Genomic DNA, 16,388 nt, shown 5'->3' with positions numbered 1-16,388 from the left:
TCCTGAGACCCGTTACTGAATGTCGTTCTCCTCTGACCACATCCGCAACTCATCCAGAATCTTTAATGCACTACGCCCGAAGTCCGTCAACTCATAGGTTACCGCCACTGGCCGGTCGTTAATCACTTTCCGCACCACCATCTGTCGCGCTTCCAGATCCTTCAGCCGTTGATCAATCATTTTCTTGCTAGCGCCGCCCAACATGCGAGCCAGATCATTGAAGCGCACCGGGCCGTCTTTCAGATGAAAGATGATAGACCCCGTCCATTTGCCCCCAATGATACGCATGCCGCGCTCAATGGCGCAGGGTTCGAGGCAGGCATTGATGGCGGTTTTTCGACCTTGAGCGTCTGTTTCCACATGGCTTCCCATGATCACACCTTCAATAAAAAGCAGGTTACTAAAAGTATACTAATTGATCCAAGAATACAGGTCACCATAGTATACCTGCAGCGGACAAGTAACCTACCAACCGAACAGATCGGAGGCTTCATGAGCAACATTCTCATCATTAATGCCCATCACCACTACTCCTTTGCCGAGGGCAAACTCAACGGCACCCTGGTGCAGATGGCCGACGAACTGCTGACCGCCAAGGGTCATCAGACTCGAATCGTGGAGGTGGACAAAGGCTGGGACGTGGACCAGGAACTGGAAAACCACCAATGGGCAGACATCGTGATTTTGCAGACCCCGGTCAACTGGATGGGCGTGCCCTGGACGTTCAAGAAATACATGGACGAGGTGTACACCGCCGGTATGGGTGGCTCCCTGTGCAACGGTGATGGCCGCACAGAAGATGCGCCCAAGTCGAATTACGGCGCCGGCGGCACACTGGTGGGTAAAAAGTATCTCATCTCGCTGACCTTCAACGCGCCAAAAGAATCTTTTGACGACCCGAACGAATACCTGTTCCGGGGCAAAAGTGTGGACGACCTGCTGTTCCCCATGCACATGAATTTCCGATTCTTTGCCATGGAACCGCTGCAAACCTTCGCCTGCTACGACGTGATGAAAAACCCGCAGGTGGAGGATGACTTCCAGCGCTTTGCCCAACACCTAGACGCCCACATTCCGGGATAAGGTAGGAGCTAATGATGTCACTCAGAACACACGCAATACTGCTGTTTTCAGCACTGCTCGTGTCGGTGACCAGTGTGGTCACCGCAGAGGAGGAGCCTCATCAGGCTGCCCATATCGCATCGCCAGAGTATTACACCGTGCTGAAGGAAAACGATCAGGTTCTGGTGCTTAAAATGGTGCTGGAGCCGGGTGAGTCAGACTCGATGCACCGGCACCATAATGAGACCGTATATTTTCAACAGGGCGGCCAATTGAGCATTGAACCGCTCAACGGCGACACCGTCGAGGCCAAGGTGCCAGACGGCCACGTGATGTGGCATCAGGCCTGGACTCACCGGGTGACCAACGTCGGCGACGACACCGTGATTGCGATCATTGTGGAAGACAAACCGTGAGGGCAACGCCATGACAGAGCAACACGCCGTCCACTGCGATTGCGGCGCGGTGGAAGTCACCATGACCGGCACCCCGAAGGTGCACGGTTACTGCCACTGCGAAGACTGCCGGGACCTGCTTCAGGTGCCCTACCACTCTGTTCTGGCGTGGGAGGCAGAGGAGGTGGAGATTACCCAGGGGGCGGAATCGGTGAAGACCTTTCAGCACCCCACGAAACGTATGACACGGGTATTTTGCAGCGATTGCGGCGAGGTTTTGTACAATACCAACGCCATGGGCTGGAAGCTGATCTCACAACTGCTGGTGCTGAAAAACCACGACCACACGTTGCCAGAGTCCTATCAGCCGAGCGGGCACTTTTTCTATGACCGCCGGATCATCAACATCGATGATCCGCTGCCGAAGCGGTAAGGCAAGACTCTCATCGGAGGCTGCGGCGATAGGCGCCCGGCGCCTGGCCCAGCCATTTCCTGAATGCTTTGGTGAAGGCACTCACCTCTTCAAAATGAAGCCGCCGGGAAACGTCCTCGACGCTCAGGTTCGGGTCCGCCAGGAGTCGAAGGGCATAATCCCGTTTCAGACCGGCGAGGATCTGGTTGTAGGACGTGTCCTCCTTTTTTAGCTTCCGCCACAGCAGGTTTTCCGTCATGCCCAGCTGCGACGCGATGTTTTGCTGCCGCAACCACCCCTGGTCGTTGTTGATCACCAACAACCGGCGGACTTGCCGGGTAAAGGGGGCAGCTTTGGTTCTCACCAGCATCATGTTCTGGTTGTCTCTCAGGATTTCCCGCACCGTGTCCTGGGTGATCGAGAGCGGAAGATCCGCCAGCTTTGCATCGAATACCAGCGCCGTGTCGGGTGCGTTAAACGTCGGGCGAACGCCGAACAGATAATGAAAATGCTCGTCGTGATCGCTCTCGGAGAAACGAAAACGAACCTGCCGTGGCTGAAGCTCCTCCCCGGCAAACCAGCCGAGCAGTCGCAGCAGAATCAGCAGCATGCTCTGATAGATGAACCGATAGCTGAGGGGCCGCCGCTCTTGAAACTCCAGCTCCAGGCGCACCTCCCCAGGCAGGTCCTGCAGTCGCAAACGGAACTGATCGGTGAACAACGAGAAGTACAGATTGAAATAATCCACCAGCGACGTCAGCGAATGGCACCCGACCGCACCAAGCGCAAACACACCGAAGGCTCTGCGCGGAACAGACCGATCCAGAAACCCAAGGAACAGATCGTCGGTGGTTTTCATCAACCGCGCAATCTCGCCGCTGTATTCCAGCACCGATAACCGATTCGCACTGACGCTCAATTGATCCGCCGACAGACCCAGCGCGTCCAGAATGGACCGGGCTTTCGGTGAATCCAGCCCAACCCCCTCCAACACATCGGCCAGAAAAATCACCGGAATGGTGGGTTCAATCAGTATGTCCTGAAGTGATTTCAACGGTGGAGCCTTTAGCTCTATTTTTGCTAATTTATCCGAAATTTTCTGACTCAATGCAACTATAGGACAATTTGACAGCAATAAACCAACCTTCCACCCAACCCCACAGCCTCCTATGGTGAATGACATTGGCGTTCCGTAAACCTCATGGGACCGAGCCCAAGCTTCTTTCCACGCACTCAGGAGGCCTTATGAACCGACACGACGAAACCCGCATTCTCAAACAGTGCCTGGATCTTCTGGCCGACAAATCCACCACCCTGTCCGCTAAGACGCACACCTCGTCGGTGAATCGCTATACCGACCTGCAGCGTTTTGAACAGGAACGTCGCGCCATTCATCAGGTATTGCCCGTGGCATATCTGCACAGCAGTGAGCTGCCCAACCCGAACAACTTTCGAACCGTGAGGACCCATTCCGGCAGCGTTCTATTCACCCGTACCGAGGCCGGTGACATTAAGGCGTTCCACAATGTCTGCCGTCACCGGGGTGCCCAGGTAGAATCCAGAACATCCGGCTGCGCCAAGGCGTTTTCTTGCCCCTACCACGCCTGGCGATACGGCAACGATGGCCAGTTGCTCTCGGTGCCGTTCGAGCAGGACTGCTTTCCTGAACTGGACAAAAGCCAGAGCGGGCTGGCGCCCATTCCCTGCGTGGAAGCCTTTGGCTTCGTCTGGCTCTGCCCGTCGGCGAAAAACGACGAAGACGCCAGACAGGTTCTCGAACACCACCTTGAGCCCATGAAGGCAGATCTGGTGTGGCTGCAGTGCCATCGGTTGCACACCTTTGAGCCCCATCACCGGGTCTGGAACGCCAACTGGAAGATCATCACCGAGGGAGGGCTAGAGACTTACCACTTTAAATTCGCCCATAAGAACACCATCGGGCCCTACTTCCTCAGCAACACCTGTGTGACGGACCAGATGGGCGTGCATTTTCGCGTAGTGATGCCAACGGAGGAACTCAAATCGGTGAAGACGGATTCAGCGCAGGTAGCCCAACTGCGGGACATCGCCCACATCGTGTACAGCATCGCCCCTCAGATGGTGCTGCTGGTGCAGAAAGATCACATCGACTGGATTCAGATGATCCCTCTCAGCGTGAATCAGAGTGAAATTATCATCACACCCTTGATCCCCAAACCAGTCCACGATCTCAGTGAAAAGGAACTGGGCTACTGGCGGCGCAATCGGGAAATTTCCCTTAAAACTCTGGATGAGGACTTTGAGCTGGGTCAACAGATTCAGGCCGGCATGAGCAGTGGCGCCAATAGCCAGCTCACATTTGGGCGCAACGAGGGCGCGCTAGCCCTCTTCAACGCTTGGGTGGAGGGCCAATTAAATCACTGCTAGGCAAAGTATGCTGAAACGGAAGTTTTGTTAACGTTTACTGGGAATCCTTAATGTGCGCTTTTGTTTAGCGACGGGAGGAGCCTGTTCGAAACCCGAGGGTGATCATCGACCGGGGCTGGCAGCGTCTGCGGCATCCAAAAGGACCAAGGACCGACTTACGCACCTAGATGTTAATACTCTCAGCTATCTCCAGAGCATCCTCGACCTCGACACCGAGGTACCGCACCGTGCTCGACATATTCGTGTGGCCCAACAGCAACTGGACGGCTCGAAGATTCTTGGTCTTCTTGTAGATCAATGTCGCTTTGCTGCGTCTCATTGAATGGGTTGCGTAGACTGAAGGGTCAAGTCCAATGCTGGTAATCCACTTTTTGACAAGACGGGCGTATTGATGAGTAGTGATATGGTCGAACTTTCGCATCCGGCTCGGCCACAAATAATCCATACCCGAGAGTCCGCGTAACTCGATCCATGCTTCGACCGATTCGCGCGTCTTTTTGGTTATCTCAAACTGAACAGGCTGACTGGTCTTCTGCTGGATGACTTGAGCCCGGTCCAGAACCTCACCGTTTCTGGAAATATCTCGAACCAAAAGCTTTACCAGATCGCAGGATCGGAGTTTGCAGTCAATTGCCATGTTGAACATAGCCAGCTCGCGGATGTTCTTCGCTATCTCTAACCGAATACGTATAGCCCATATTTGTTCGAGTTTGAGCGCTAGCTTCTGGCCGACGAGCTTCCCTTTGTTCCAGGGAGCTTGGCTGGTAGGAAATGTCATGACGTGGCCCTCTTTGGAGGGTAAGGGCCTTTAAGTATGGTTCAGAAGATCGTTATCTGCTGCTCAACCAGGTCGCAAAGCGAACATTGAGACCTCGTAAATTTCCGCCATCTAAATCGGTATCGGTAGCCGGTTGGACGATTTAAGTTCGCGTAGGGAGACGTTGGATCGGATGCTCGTAACACCTGGCAATCGCCGCAATACATGTTCAACGAAGCGACTGTAATCATCCAGATCTTTAGCAACGACTTGAAGTAAAAAATCAGCCTCGCCAGTCGTGTTGTGGCAAGAAAGAACGTTCGGGCTGCATTGAATAATCCGTTGAAATTCCTCTGTTGTTTCCTCGCTATGCTCATTACACCCTAGCTGGACGAACGCCAAGACACCCAGACCTAGCGCTCGCCGATCCAGGACTGCCTGATACCCGGCGATTACTCCGCTCTCCTCAAGTCGCTTTAATCGACGCCAGCATGGCGTTTCGCTTATCGAAAGTCGCCCCGCTACCTTGGCATTGGATAGCCTTCCATTCTCTTGGAGCATATCGAGAATATCGGCATCCACCCTATCAATTTTGAACATTTAGAAAGATCCATTCCTTAAGAAGCCATCTATTAAAAGACTATTTCATTTTATCTCAATTTTGTAGTGTGAATAGCAAGGCATTTTCAGGCTGTCGGAATTAACATAGAGAATCCGAAGCATTCACTGAAAAGAGGAAAGCACCCCATGAAGGCCGTTCTGATTGAGAAGTTTCAGGAACTACCCAAGCTCGTTGAGGTGAACGATCCAACCCCTGAAACACATGGCGTGGTAATTAAAGTAGAGGCCACCGGTGTGTGCCGATCTGATTGGCACGGCTGGATGGGGCACGACAAAGACATCGATCTACCCCATGTGCCCGGACACGAACTGGCTGGTGTGATCACTGCGGTTGGCAAGAACGTCTCCAACTGGAAAGTAGGTGATCGTGTGACCGTCCCTTTTATTTCCGGTTGCGGTTCATGCTCGGAATGCCATGCTGGTCATCAGCAGGTTTGTCACAATCAGGAGCAGCCAGGTTTTACTCATTGGGGTTCGTTTGCCGAGTACGTCGGCATCCACCAGGCCGATTTAAATCTTGTGGCCTTACCTGAGAACATGGACTTTGCGACAGCAGCCAGTCTTGGGTGTCGGTTTGCCACCTCGTTCCGAGCCATCGTCGATCAAGGTAAGGTAAGTGCCGGACAACGGGTTGCGGTCCATGGCTGTGGCGGAGTCGGTCTATCTGCGATCATGATCGCAAATGCTGTTGGTGCAAATGTGATCGCAATCGATATCGATGACGAAAAGCTCGCATTGGCAAAGAACTTGGGAGCAGTTGCAACCCTGAACGGCGCAGCTGTGGCAGACGTGCCTGAGGCAGTCATTGAATTGACCAAAGGCGGGGCTCATGTGTCTTTGGATGCCCTCGGCCATCCCATGACCTGCTTCAACTCAATTCAAAATCTTCGACCACGCGGGAAGCACATCCAGGTTGGCCTGATGCTGGGAGATCACACCACACCGCAAGTCCCGATGGCCAAGGTGATTGGTAAGGAACTGGAAATTCTTGGTTCCCATGGCATGCAGGCATATCGTTATGGTGCGATGCTGGATATGATCAGCTCCGGCAAGCTCGATCCGTCCCGCCTTGTCGGCAATAGGATTTCTTTGGAAGAAGCTCCAGAGACCCTCATTAACATGGACAAGTTTCAGTCTCTCGGCGCAACTGTGATCACGAGTTTCTAAATGCAAGGATCCAATGTGTCGTGAGTAGTTAAACATGAGCAATGCACTCAGAAAGCAACGGAAATAAAGACCTTCGAACGCTGAGACTGTGAGAAGGGTTCGTCGAGTGAAGTGCGAATGTTCGCTTTTGTTTAAAACCGACAGCCTGAAAGAACTCAGGCTAATACATGACGACAATCCTCGGCCACAACCGGTGACCTATGTCACCCGAGAGGACAATGTCCGGCGACAACAGGGTGCCTTGCCCTGGACGAGCCTTACCAAGGCCAAGATGGATTAGAACGTTGGGGGCAGGTTACGGCGGACAAATTATCTCGCGCTCGCTACCGAAGGCTGGCCAAAGCGGACAACTTATGCCCGCATGCACAGTTCTTTCAGGACGCGTAGGTGGTAGCACGCACTTGTCGGGGATTTGTCGATTCTGGTTCACTCCGGCGCGTGGATAGGGAATATCCATCGACCCGTCGGGCCGATTGAAAGGCCTGACATTCAACACAGGATCGATTTCAAAGGAGTGATCCCCATGAACAGTTATCACATCTATACCCACCAGGACGGCAAATCCGAGGCGGTGAAGCAGGGCTGGTCCTGGCCCGCGTTTTTCTTTGGCATGTTCTGGGCGTGCGCCAAGCAGCTTTGGAAACTGGCCGCCGGATTGTTGGTTCTGGGGCTTGTGTTCATTTTCGCGCCGTTCGTGCTGGATATGAGCTATGACGGCGTCAAGGCCTTCAATCTGTTGTGCAACATACTGGGACTGGGCATCGGGCTCTGGTTGGGCGGCCAGGGCAACGCCATGCGCGAGAAAAATCTCCAGGAGCGCGGGTTCCGTCTGGTCAGCAACGTGGAAGCCCAAAGCCCCGAACTGGCCCTGACCGAGCATCGTATTGAAGCCGGTTCCGACGCGACGGAGAAGTCGCCCGCTGCTTCGATGCAGGCCTGATGCCGTCCTGACTGTCGATTTGCAAGGCCGCTCCGCCGCGACGCGGAGCAGGCCGATCCCGCGGCCCTTCCGGTAACTGCGTGTGCGGCCGGCAGCCTGATGGCGTCGCGTGTGCCGTCCTCTTGATCCCGCCCTATTATCTGGTGCATGCTGTATAAACAAACAGTATCCAGGTCATTTCTGCCTTTCGCGCCATGTCCCAGTCCTTCTATCGACGCGGCCCCGACCATCGCGCCGGAGCGCCTGCGACCTTTCTCGATGTCCGCCGTCGTTTCCAGTTCCGCTCGGTGGAAATCGGGCGCTGGGTGACGGAGCCGGAGAAACAGCGCAGCGCCGGACTGTTCTACGATGCGCTGTGTGACCTGATGACCACGCTGGGCGGGACCGAGTCGCTGATCTCCCTGCGCGGTACGCTGGGGCTGCAGTACGGCATCGGCGGGCAGCGCGGCGTATCGGCGCACTACACGCCGGCGACCCGCAGCTTCTCCCTGGCCAAGAACGCCGGGCCCGGGAGCATCGCCCACGAATGGTTCCACGCCTTCGATCACTATATCTGCGACAAGCTGTATACCGGCAGCCCGCCGGGGGCATTTGCTTCAAAGCGTTGGCTGGGCAAGGCGTCGGGCACGGAACACCCACTGAATCGCCGGCTGCAGCGGTGTTTTGCGGCGGTCATGCTCGATGCGGATGGCAACAACCCCAGCTATCTTTTCCGGCAATCAGTAAAGGCCGACAAGGCCGCCGGCACGCTGTACTTCAGTCAGCCGGAGGAACTCTGCGCCCGGGCGTTCGAAGCGTTCGTGCAGGATGGCCCGTGCAAGAACGCGTTCCTGGTCAAGGGCACCCGCGCCACTGAGGAAGCGCGCCTGGGGCTCTACCCGACCGGGGAAGAACGGGAGCGGATCAACCGGGCGTTTTCGGACTACTTCCGGTCTCTGGGCGCGGCCCTGAAGCGGAGCGAATCGGTCTGATCAGCGCCCGGCCGTGTTGGTTTCTCCAGCCGGTTGGGTGGGTTCGGTCAGCCAGAAAAGTACGCCGGCGGCGCCCAGCGCCATCCCCAGGAGACAGGCGCCAAGCCAGCCGCCGATCTGGAACAGGTAGGCCGCTCCGGCCGATCCCGCCGCACCGCCGAGGAAATAGCAGGTCATGTAGGCAGTGGTAATGCGGCTGCGCGCGTCCGGACGAATCTGGTAGATGGCGCTCTGGTTGAGGATCTGGTTGCCCTGCACCCCCAGGTCGAGCACGATCACGCCCACGATGATGGCGGCCAGGCTGTGGGGCAGTATGGCCATCAACAGGAAGGACAGCCCCATCAGTGCCTGGAACAGCCCCGTGCCGAGGCGTGAGTGGCCCTTGTCGTGCAGGCTGCCGGCGAGATTGGCGCACAGGGCCCCGGCGATACCGAGCAGTCCGAACAGGCCGATCACCGAATCCCGGTAGCCGTAGGGCGGCTGGGCCAGCAGGAACGGCAGCGTGGTCCAGAAAGCGCTGAAACTGGCGAAGCCCAGGGCGCCGTAGAGGATGCGTCGGCGCAGCAAGGGTTCGTCGCGCATCAGGGCCAGCACCGAAAGCAGCAGGCGACCGTAGGACATCTTCGATTGGGGCGGTTCCGCCGGCAACAGGCGAGCAAGCATGACTGCCTGCAGCAGCATCACACCAGCCGCCAGCCAGTAGACCGCGCGCCAGCCCCAGATATCGGCAATACCACCGGACACGACCCGCGCCAGCAGAATGCCCAGCAGCAGGCCGGTCATCACCCGCCCCACCACGCGCCCGCGCTCGGCATCGCTGGCCATGTGCGCGGCGAACGGCACCAGAATCTGGGCCACCACCGCGGTCACCCCAGTGGCCAGCGCCGCCATGATGAACAGCGCGATGCTGGGCGAGAGGGCGACGCCGGCCAGCGAAACAGCGGTCACCAGAGTTATCACCGTGATCAGCCGGCGGCGTTCGAGCAGGTCCCCCAGTGGCACCAGCAGGATCAGGCCGGCGGCGTAGCCCAGTTGGGTCATGGTGATGATCAGCCCGGCGGTGCCACGGCCCACGCCAAAATAGGCGGCCAGCGTGTCCAGCAGCGGTTGGGCGTAGTAGATGTTGGCCACCGCAATACCGCAGGCGGCGGCCATGACGAACGTCAGCAGGTCATTGGGGCGCAGGCTGGCACTGGGCGATGGGCTGGACATGGCGCGTCGTCTCCGGACGTCAGGATGAACCGAAATCGTGCGACCATTAGCTGGAAAGGCCGCCGGGCCGGAGCGAGTCCGGCGTGGGCGGCGCAGTATACCGGACCTGACAGACGACCGGGCCGGATGGTTTGCCTGGATCAATCGGGGGGCGCGACGCCAGGGGACGCCGCGGGGATCAACCGGCGTCGGAATAGTGCATGGCGATGCCGGGTTTCTGGATGAAGTAGCCCTGGAAGTAGCGGATGCCCTGTTCCCAGAAACGGGACAGCACCCGGGCGTCTTCGACCCCGGTGACAATGATGTGTTCCGGGGACCCGAAATGGGCCGACAACTGGGTCAGCAACTGGTCCAGTTCGCGGGTTTGGCCGTCACGTGAGCCAAGCGCAGGGCGGAGTTTGACGAAGTCGACGTTACCCACGTCTTTGAGCAACTGAACGATATTACTGTTGAGGGTGACGTGCTCAACGATGATGCCGAATCCCAGTTGCTGCAGGGTCGCGAACAGACTTTGCGCGGTTGGAATTTCCTTGACGACGCTGGGGCAGGAAAACGCCAGGAAGATGCGCCGCTGGCCCTTGACCCGTGACGAGCGGATGACGTTGGTGATAAACGGCTGCATCCGTGCCACGTCCGCCAGCGACGAGGACAGCTTGATGATCACCGAATGGGAGGCCGAGGCCTTGCCTTCCAGCTTGGCCAGGTTTTCTACCGCGTGTTCGATGACCCAGCGATCCAGATCGTAGTGGCCGCGGTCGGACGGCAGCGATGGCAGGAACTGGCTGGGCATGTAAACGACCTGATCGTCGTCCACCAGGCGCACCAGAGACTCGAACATCGTGTCCTCGGTCTCCATGTTCATGACCGGCTGGAAGTGCAGGGTGAAGGACCTGTTCTGCAGCAGTTCCTGAATGTGCTCGTTGAGCTTTGGCTGCTCTTCCGGGGGCTCTTCCTCATGCCATTCGATCCGATCACCGCCTTCGCGGATGGCGGTGGCGCAGGCCTGTTCCACCTGGCTCAGGGCCTGGTCCACGTCCAGCCCGTGGTTGAGCGGGAGCGCTCCCATACTGACCGTCAGCGACTTGCCGACCTGCTCCGTCAACCAGGGGAGTTCAGACAGCTCCGTGCGCAACGCTTCGGTCAGGGTGCGGTTGTCGTCGGGGGTCGTGCCCTCCGCCAACAGCAGATAGCTGCCGCCGCCGAGATGGCAGCCGCGGCCGCCGATGAGGGGATGACTGGCCAGGTGTTTCTCCAACTGACCGGTCAGTTCGATCATCCGGCGAGTGCCCAGGCGTGCCTTGATGTATGGCTCGTTGTCGATGGCCAGTTGAATCAGGGTGCGGGCGAGCTGGGTTTCGTCCGTGCTCAGGCGTCCCATCAGGTGCTCCAGGCTGTCGATGAAGTAGTCCTGGTTCTGCAGGCCGCTGACCTCGTGGCGCTGGCTGAGCAAGTCGATGCGGGCGGCAATCAGCTGTGCCTTGACGATCTGCGCCTGGAGGCAGTTGATGAATGCTTCGTCGTCCAGCGGTTTCTGGAAATAGGCGTTACCCACCAGACTGCCCAGCCCCTCGGTGTTCTGCAGGTCCGCTGTCGCCGAGACGAACAGAATGGGGATGGTCATGTAGCGGGGGTCCTGGCGTAGGATACGGGCCAACTCGAGACCGTTGCACGAGGGCATCTGATAATCCAGAACAATCACGTCCGGCTGGAAGCGTTCGATCCGTTCCAGCAGGCGCACCGACTGGGACAGGCAATCCACCTGATAGCCGCGCTCGGTCAGCAGGTTCCGGTAGTAGTTAAGCAGATCCTTGTCGTCGTCCACCCAGAGCACGCGGGGGCAGACATCGGTGGCGCTTTCGTGCAACTGGCGGATGCGACGGGCCAGGAAATTCAGGTCCAGCGGCTTGGTCAGGAAAATGTCAGCTCCGGCTTGCAGCGCACGCATGCGTGCCACCATGTCGGTGCGCGCGGACATGATGGCGATCGGCACATGGCTGCCCACGTGTCCGCGCAGCCGTTCCAGCCAGGCCAGCCCCTCCAGGGGGCCTTCGGGAAAGCCTACGTCCAGCAGGATCAGTTGGAACACTTTCTCCTGGGCTCGCCGGGAATAGGTCTCCGGGTCGGCGAAGACGTCCACATGGTAACCCTGGCCGCTCAACTCCTGATGAAGCTGGGAGGCCTGCGCCGGATCGTCCTCGACGACGGCGATGTTGAACTCGGGTTTGGCGGTATCGTCCTCGCCCGGCGTTCCCGTTTCTTCCTCCTGGCCGCCGCTGGCCTGATTGATGGCGCGGTTCAGGGCCTCCAGACTGCTGACGATCAACTGACGTTCTTCCGGGCTGGCTTCTGCCTTGGCCTGCAATTCGATCAGCTGCTGCTCCAGGGTGCTGGCATTGGCCGTGATCTCGGGGAAACGGAAAGTGGAACCGCTGCCGGTCAGCTTGTGCACGGCGTGAGTCATGAAGTTCAGCACTTTCGGATCCCAACTGACATGCTGCAGGCGGTCCCAGGCGGTGCGAATCTGCTGGATTCGCTGGGGTAAGCCCTGAACATACTGTTGTCGGAGTTGCTGGAATTTCTGCTGGGCCTGGGGGTCTGCCATTAATCCTTCCCTTGCCTGTGTCGATGAAGTTGTCGGCTTGGCGTGGCGGGCCTGCTGCCAGTGTGAACTGGATCACCATCAGACCATACAAGAAATGCCCGAAAAATGGGGCCAACCTTTCTCAGAGTTAATGCGCGGTCGCTGATCCAGGTCATGCCCGTTGCGCGGGGGAGAGGGATTAGCCAAGCGTCGTATCCAGGAACATCATCACCGCAAAACCGCCCAGCAACGAAAACGTGGCATGGGTGCGGAATTCGCCGCGATGGGTTTCCGGGATGATCTCGTCGCTGATGATGAACAGCATGGCCCCGGCGGCGAAGCCCAGGGTCCAGGGCATCACCGGCTCCGCCAGCCACACCATTCCGGCCCCGAACAGCCCGCCGATGGGCTCCACCAGCCCGGTCATGACCGCCAGGCCAAAGGCCTGCAGCCGCGAATGCTGGATCGACAGCAGCGAGATCGCCACCGCCAGGCCTTCGGGGATGTTCTGCAGGCCGATACCCATGGCGAGCACGATGCCGTTGTTGAGGTTGTTACCGCCGAAACCCACGCCGACGGCCATGCCTTCGGGAAAGTTGTGCAACGTGATGGCGATGATGAACAGCCAGATGCGCTTGACCCGCGCGCTGTCCGGTCCGTCCTCGCTAAGGGCAAAGCGTTCGTGTGGGACACGCTGATGAAGCCAGAACAGCAGCATCGCGCCGATCAGGACGCCGGCTATGACCATGAACGCGGCGATCCAGGTCTGGCCGGTCAGCTCTTCGCCGTACTCCAGACCGGGCAGCAACAGAGAGAAGAAAGACGCCGCCAGCATCACCCCGGCTGCGGCGCTGAGCATGCTGTCCTGCATGCGGTCGGACAGGTTGCGGATCAGGAAGACGCCCAGAGCGCCCAGGGCGGTGCCGTTGCCTGCCAGGAAGCTGGCAATGGCGCCTTGCCAGACGACGCTGAGTTCGGAAAACATGCTTCTCCCCACCGGGTCCAGGCTTTCATGGCCCGGCCGGCCAATCGAATCAATCGGATAAAGTGTCAGGCGATACGCTTAAGCGTGCCATTGTGGCGGTTTTTGGCGGGCTTATGGAAGCGCCTGGCGGCACAAGTTTCAAACGAGTGACACCCGCCCAGGGTCGGGGTAACGTGGAGACTCGTCGTCAACGGTCGTTTGGAGCGGCCATGCGGATCGAACGTCTGACCCTTTACACCGCAGAACTGCACTATGCCGGAGCGGCCTACGCTTTTGCCGGCGGCCGTTCCTATCGCGCCTTCACCAGTTCGGTGGTGACGCTGACCACTGACGACGGCCGGCAGGGATTCGGGGAAGTGTGTCCCTGTGGCCCCAACTACATGCCGGCCTTTGCCGGGGGATTGCCGTCCTGCCTGGACCAGTTGGCGCCGGCGGTGCTGGGAGCGGACCCGCGACAGACCTTGGCCATCAACGCGCGTATGGATCAGGCCCTGTGCGGCCATGCCTACGCCAAGGCCGCCATCGACCTGGCGTGCTGGGACCTGCTGGGAAAGTCCGCCGGTGTGCCGGTCTACATCCTGCTGGGCGGCCTGCTCAGCGATGCCATGCCGTTGCACCGGATCGTCCCGCTGGCGGACGCGGACAGCATGACCCGCGATCTGGCCGGATTTCGCGCCGACGGCTTCCGCCATTTCCAGATCAAGCTGGGCCACGCCATGGCCGACGACGGCGCCCTGTTGCGAGAGCTTGCCGTTACCAAGCAGCCGGACGAGATCTGGGTGGGTGACGTCAACGGTGCCTGGCGGCGTGACGAGGCCCTGCGCTTTTCCCGCTCCCTGGCGGATCTGGACATCTACCTGGAGCAGCCCTGCGCCAGCTACGAGGCCTGCCGCTCGGTGCGACGGCTCGGCTGCCATCCGGTCAAACTGGATGAAAGCATCAACAGCCTTGCCGACGTCCGCCGCGCGCTGGAGGACGATGCCATGGACGCCATGTCCCTCAAGGTCAGCAAGTTCGGCGGCCTGACCCGCTCGCGGGTTATTCGGGATCTGTGCGTCGATGCCGGCATCCCGCTGACCATCGAGGACGCCTGGGGCAGCGGTATCGCCACGGCCGCCTACGCCCATCTGGCGGCCAGCACCCCGCCGTCAGGGCTGCTCAATACCACCGACCTGCATGGCTACAACACCGTGCAGCTGGCCACGGGCGCACCGCAGGTCAGCGACGGTCGGATGGTGCTGAGTGATCGCGCGGGGCTGGGCGTCGAGCCGGATTTCAGCGTGCTGGGTCAGCCGGTGCGGCAGTGGCCGGCCTGATTCTTTTGCAGGAGCCCGGGTAGCCAGCTCCCTGTTGACATAACCTGGCACGCAGTCTGGTCAGTCGGCACGGCTTGCCCGGCAAGACAGGCCGGGGGCGACTTCGGTACGCTGGTCAGTCTGAATCGAGACGCCCGCCAGTGCATCGACCCACGACGAGGAGAGGCATGATCAAATCGCTGACCCTGCACAACCGCAAGCACCAGGTCATTCGCGCGATTACCGCCAACAACCGGGATCTGGACCCGATCGCCCGGGAGCGCAAGTTCGCCGCCATGGCGGAATCGCCCTACCGTTTCTTTCGCGGAACCAGCCACCTGTTCTGGCAGGATATGTACAACGACTGGCGCTTTGCCCTGTTCGGCGGGGTGGAGGGTACCCAGACCTGGATCCAGGGGGACGCCCATGTCTACAACTTCGGTGCCTTCGCCAACCACGATGGTGACGTGATCTACGGCCTGGACGATTTCGACGACGCCATCGTCAGCGATTACCAGTACGATCTCTGGCGCCTCGCCGTCAGTCTGGTGCTGGACTGCCGGGCCAATGGCCGCTTCGACGAGTCGGCCCAGGCCGACGCCCTGGACGCCTTGGCCGGCCGCTACCTGGATGCCGCCACCCAGTGGGACCAGGATGACCTCGGGCGCGAGGTGCACTTTACCGCCGATAACGCCGGCAAGCCGCTCAAGTCTTTCCTCAAGAAGGTGGCGAAGAAGAAGGGGCGGCTGCGCATGCTGAACAAGTGGACCCGCTTCCAGAAGAACGGCAAGCGCGTGTTCGACACCGCCAATCCCAAGCTCAAGCGGCTGTCACCCCAGGCCCGCAAGACGTTCATGGACGCGTTCGAGGCCTACCGGGACACCCGGGACGACACCTCCGATTTCTTTGCCGTCAAGGATGTGGTGCGCCGCATCAAGGCGGGCACCGGCTCCATGGGAACGCCGCGCTATTACGCGCTGATTGAGGGCCCGGATGGCGGGCATGACGACGACATCATCCTCGACATCAAACAGCAGGACGGGCCGTCCATCTGCCAGGCCATGGACGCCGACGAACGGGCGGCCTATGAAGCCGCCTACGACAACGAGGGCGTTCGCCACGCCAGGGCATTCCGGGCGCTGGCGGAGCATCCCGACCGCTACCTGGGCTGGCTGGCCATGGACGGTGCGATCTTTTCGGTACGCGAACGCTCACCGTTCAAGGATGATTTCCCCACCGACAAGCTGGACAAGGAGAAGCATCTCCGAAAAATGGCCGCCCTCTGGGGCGACGTGCTGGCCACCGAGCACAAGCGCGCCAGTCGCACCCTGAATCCCGACAACCCGTTTCAGTTCGAGCAGTCCCTGCAGCGGTTGATCGTTGGCCGGGAAGGCCGTTTCCGCCGGCTGGTCAGCGCCATCGCCCGCCATTACGCCGCCTGTGTCGAGCAGGACTACCGCACGTTCCTGGCGGCCTTCGTCGACGCAACCGAAGACGACGAGCGGGGAGACATGGTCTAGTGTCCCGTCTGGTTAATGCGCTGAACGACTGAGCGGCCTGGTCTCCGCATCACGGACCCCCGCC

The 16,388-nt window shown here is 59.2% G+C and carries 16 protein-coding genes; 9 read left to right on the top strand and 7 right to left on the bottom strand.

Going from position 1 to position 16,388, the window contains the following annotated elements:
* Window positions 1–12: 12 nt before the first annotated feature.
* A complete protein-coding gene (locus tag GQB00_RS07020; protein ID WP_165855696.1) occupies window positions 13–372 on the bottom strand; it encodes a winged helix-turn-helix transcriptional regulator in 360 nt (119 codons plus the stop codon).
* 120 nt (window positions 373–492) lie between these two features.
* Between GQB00_RS07020 and GQB00_RS07015 the strand changes: the two genes are divergently transcribed.
* The 3 genes from GQB00_RS07015 to GQB00_RS07005 are packed head-to-tail and all read left to right on the top strand — an operon-like array spanning window position 493 to window position 1,890.
* Window positions 493–1,083, top strand: coding sequence for an NAD(P)H-dependent oxidoreductase (locus GQB00_RS07015; protein ID WP_165855695.1), 591 nt, complete (start codon window positions 493–495; stop codon window positions 1,081–1,083).
* Window positions 1,084–1,097: 14 nt separating this feature from the next.
* Window positions 1,098–1,478, top strand: a complete 381-nt coding sequence (locus GQB00_RS07010; RefSeq protein WP_207950625.1) for a hypothetical protein — start codon at window positions 1,098–1,100, stop codon at window positions 1,476–1,478.
* Between the two features lie 10 nt (window positions 1,479–1,488).
* Window positions 1,489–1,890: a GFA family protein gene (locus GQB00_RS07005; RefSeq protein ID WP_165855694.1), complete on the top strand. Its 402-nt coding sequence runs from the start codon at window positions 1,489–1,491 to the stop codon at window positions 1,888–1,890.
* Between the two features lie 10 nt (window positions 1,891–1,900).
* Here the strand turns inward: GQB00_RS07005 and GQB00_RS07000 are convergent, their stop codons facing one another.
* The gene (locus GQB00_RS07000; RefSeq protein ID WP_165855693.1) at window positions 1,901–2,923 is read right to left on the bottom strand and encodes an AraC family transcriptional regulator; all 1,023 of its coding nucleotides are present in this window, start codon (window positions 2,921–2,923) and stop codon (window positions 1,901–1,903) included.
* Between the two features lie 191 nt (window positions 2,924–3,114).
* Here GQB00_RS07000 and GQB00_RS06995 point away from each other — a divergent pair, with 191 nt between their 5' ends.
* Window positions 3,115–4,275 carry an aromatic ring-hydroxylating oxygenase subunit alpha gene (locus GQB00_RS06995; protein WP_165855692.1) on the top strand — a complete coding sequence of 387 codons (1,161 nt, stop codon included), beginning with the start codon at window positions 3,115–3,117 and terminating at the stop codon, window positions 4,273–4,275.
* 163 nt (window positions 4,276–4,438) lie between these two features.
* Here the strand turns inward: GQB00_RS06995 and GQB00_RS06990 are convergent, their stop codons facing one another.
* Window positions 4,439–5,053 carry a tyrosine-type recombinase/integrase gene (locus GQB00_RS06990; RefSeq protein ID WP_165855691.1) on the bottom strand — a complete coding sequence of 205 codons (615 nt, stop codon included), beginning with the start codon at window positions 5,051–5,053 and terminating at the stop codon, window positions 4,439–4,441.
* 111 nt (window positions 5,054–5,164) lie between these two features.
* Window positions 5,165–5,632 (bottom strand): Lrp/AsnC family transcriptional regulator, encoded by a 468-nt coding sequence (locus tag GQB00_RS06985; RefSeq protein ID WP_111495197.1) that lies wholly within the window; start codon window positions 5,630–5,632, stop codon window positions 5,165–5,167.
* Between the two features lie 147 nt (window positions 5,633–5,779).
* Here GQB00_RS06985 and GQB00_RS06980 point away from each other — a divergent pair, with 147 nt between their 5' ends.
* The 3 genes from GQB00_RS06980 (at window position 5,780) to GQB00_RS06970 (ending at window position 8,731) form a co-directional block, all read left to right on the top strand.
* Window positions 5,780–6,820 (top strand): zinc-dependent alcohol dehydrogenase family protein, encoded by a 1,041-nt coding sequence (locus tag GQB00_RS06980; protein WP_165855690.1) that lies wholly within the window; start codon window positions 5,780–5,782, stop codon window positions 6,818–6,820.
* A 523-nt stretch (window positions 6,821–7,343) separates the two neighbouring features.
* Window positions 7,344–7,760: a DUF2628 domain-containing protein gene (locus GQB00_RS06975; protein WP_165855689.1), complete on the top strand. Its 417-nt coding sequence runs from the start codon at window positions 7,344–7,346 to the stop codon at window positions 7,758–7,760.
* 194 nt (window positions 7,761–7,954) lie between these two features.
* Entirely contained in the window at window positions 7,955–8,731 is a 777-nt protein-coding gene (locus GQB00_RS06970; RefSeq protein ID WP_165855688.1) for a CLCA_X family protein, read from the top strand.
* Here the strand turns inward: GQB00_RS06970 and GQB00_RS06965 are convergent, their stop codons facing one another.
* From GQB00_RS06965 to GQB00_RS06955, 3 genes are all read right to left on the bottom strand, one after another.
* The gene (locus GQB00_RS06965) at window positions 8,732–9,943 is read right to left on the bottom strand and encodes an MFS transporter (protein ID WP_165855687.1); all 1,212 of its coding nucleotides are present in this window, start codon (window positions 9,941–9,943) and stop codon (window positions 8,732–8,734) included. It lies immediately after the preceding gene.
* A gap of 178 nt (window positions 9,944–10,121) precedes the next feature.
* Entirely contained in the window at window positions 10,122–12,545 is a 2,424-nt protein-coding gene (locus tag GQB00_RS06960) for a response regulator (RefSeq protein WP_165855686.1), read from the bottom strand.
* Between the two features lie 178 nt (window positions 12,546–12,723).
* A complete protein-coding gene (locus tag GQB00_RS06955; protein WP_111495208.1) occupies window positions 12,724–13,509 on the bottom strand; it encodes a ZIP family metal transporter in 786 nt (261 codons plus the stop codon).
* Window positions 13,510–13,718: 209 nt separating this feature from the next.
* Here GQB00_RS06955 and GQB00_RS06950 point away from each other — a divergent pair, with 209 nt between their 5' ends.
* On the top strand, window positions 13,719–14,825 hold the full coding sequence (locus tag GQB00_RS06950) for a mandelate racemase/muconate lactonizing enzyme family protein (RefSeq protein WP_165855685.1): 1,107 nt from the start codon (window positions 13,719–13,721) through the stop codon (window positions 14,823–14,825).
* A 167-nt stretch (window positions 14,826–14,992) separates the two neighbouring features.
* Window positions 14,993–16,324 (top strand): DUF2252 domain-containing protein, encoded by a 1,332-nt coding sequence (locus GQB00_RS06945; protein ID WP_165855684.1) that lies wholly within the window; start codon window positions 14,993–14,995, stop codon window positions 16,322–16,324.
* Window positions 16,325–16,388: the final 64 nt, after the last annotated feature.

The organism is Marinobacter sp. JSM 1782161, from assembly GCF_011421605.1.
Lineage (GTDB): Bacteria > Pseudomonadota > Gammaproteobacteria > Pseudomonadales > Oleiphilaceae > Marinobacter_A > Marinobacter_A bohaiensis.
This window is presented reverse-complemented; position numbering and strand designations above follow the sequence as displayed.

Excerpts from the sequence above, each read along its gene's own strand:
- GQB00_RS07020 (WP_165855696.1), bottom strand. The coding sequence starts at position 372 with ATGGGAAGCCATGTGGAAACAGACGCTCAAGGTCGAAAAACCGCCATC.
- GQB00_RS07015 (WP_165855695.1), top strand. The coding sequence starts at position 493 with ATGAGCAACATTCTCATCATTAATGCCCATCACCACTACTCCTTTGCC.
- GQB00_RS07010 (WP_207950625.1), top strand. The coding sequence starts at position 1,098 with ATGTCACTCAGAACACACGCAATACTGCTGTTTTCAGCACTGCTCGTG.
- GQB00_RS07005 (WP_165855694.1), top strand. The coding sequence starts at position 1,489 with ATGACAGAGCAACACGCCGTCCACTGCGATTGCGGCGCGGTGGAAGTC.
- GQB00_RS06995 (WP_165855692.1), top strand. The coding sequence starts at position 3,115 with ATGAACCGACACGACGAAACCCGCATTCTCAAACAGTGCCTGGATCTT.
- GQB00_RS06990 (WP_165855691.1), bottom strand. The coding sequence starts at position 5,053 with ATGACATTTCCTACCAGCCAAGCTCCCTGGAACAAAGGGAAGCTCGTC.
- GQB00_RS06985 (WP_111495197.1), bottom strand. The coding sequence starts at position 5,632 with ATGTTCAAAATTGATAGGGTGGATGCCGATATTCTCGATATGCTCCAA.
- GQB00_RS06980 (WP_165855690.1), top strand. The coding sequence starts at position 5,780 with ATGAAGGCCGTTCTGATTGAGAAGTTTCAGGAACTACCCAAGCTCGTT.
- GQB00_RS06975 (WP_165855689.1), top strand. The coding sequence starts at position 7,344 with ATGAACAGTTATCACATCTATACCCACCAGGACGGCAAATCCGAGGCG.
- GQB00_RS06970 (WP_165855688.1), top strand. The coding sequence starts at position 7,955 with ATGTCCCAGTCCTTCTATCGACGCGGCCCCGACCATCGCGCCGGAGCG.
- GQB00_RS06965 (WP_165855687.1), bottom strand. The coding sequence starts at position 9,943 with ATGTCCAGCCCATCGCCCAGTGCCAGCCTGCGCCCCAATGACCTGCTG.
- GQB00_RS06960 (WP_165855686.1), bottom strand. The coding sequence starts at position 12,545 with ATGGCAGACCCCCAGGCCCAGCAGAAATTCCAGCAACTCCGACAACAG.
- GQB00_RS06955 (WP_111495208.1), bottom strand. The coding sequence starts at position 13,509 with ATGTTTTCCGAACTCAGCGTCGTCTGGCAAGGCGCCATTGCCAGCTTC.
- GQB00_RS06950 (WP_165855685.1), top strand. The coding sequence starts at position 13,719 with ATGCGGATCGAACGTCTGACCCTTTACACCGCAGAACTGCACTATGCC.
- GQB00_RS06945 (WP_165855684.1), top strand. The coding sequence starts at position 14,993 with ATGATCAAATCGCTGACCCTGCACAACCGCAAGCACCAGGTCATTCGC.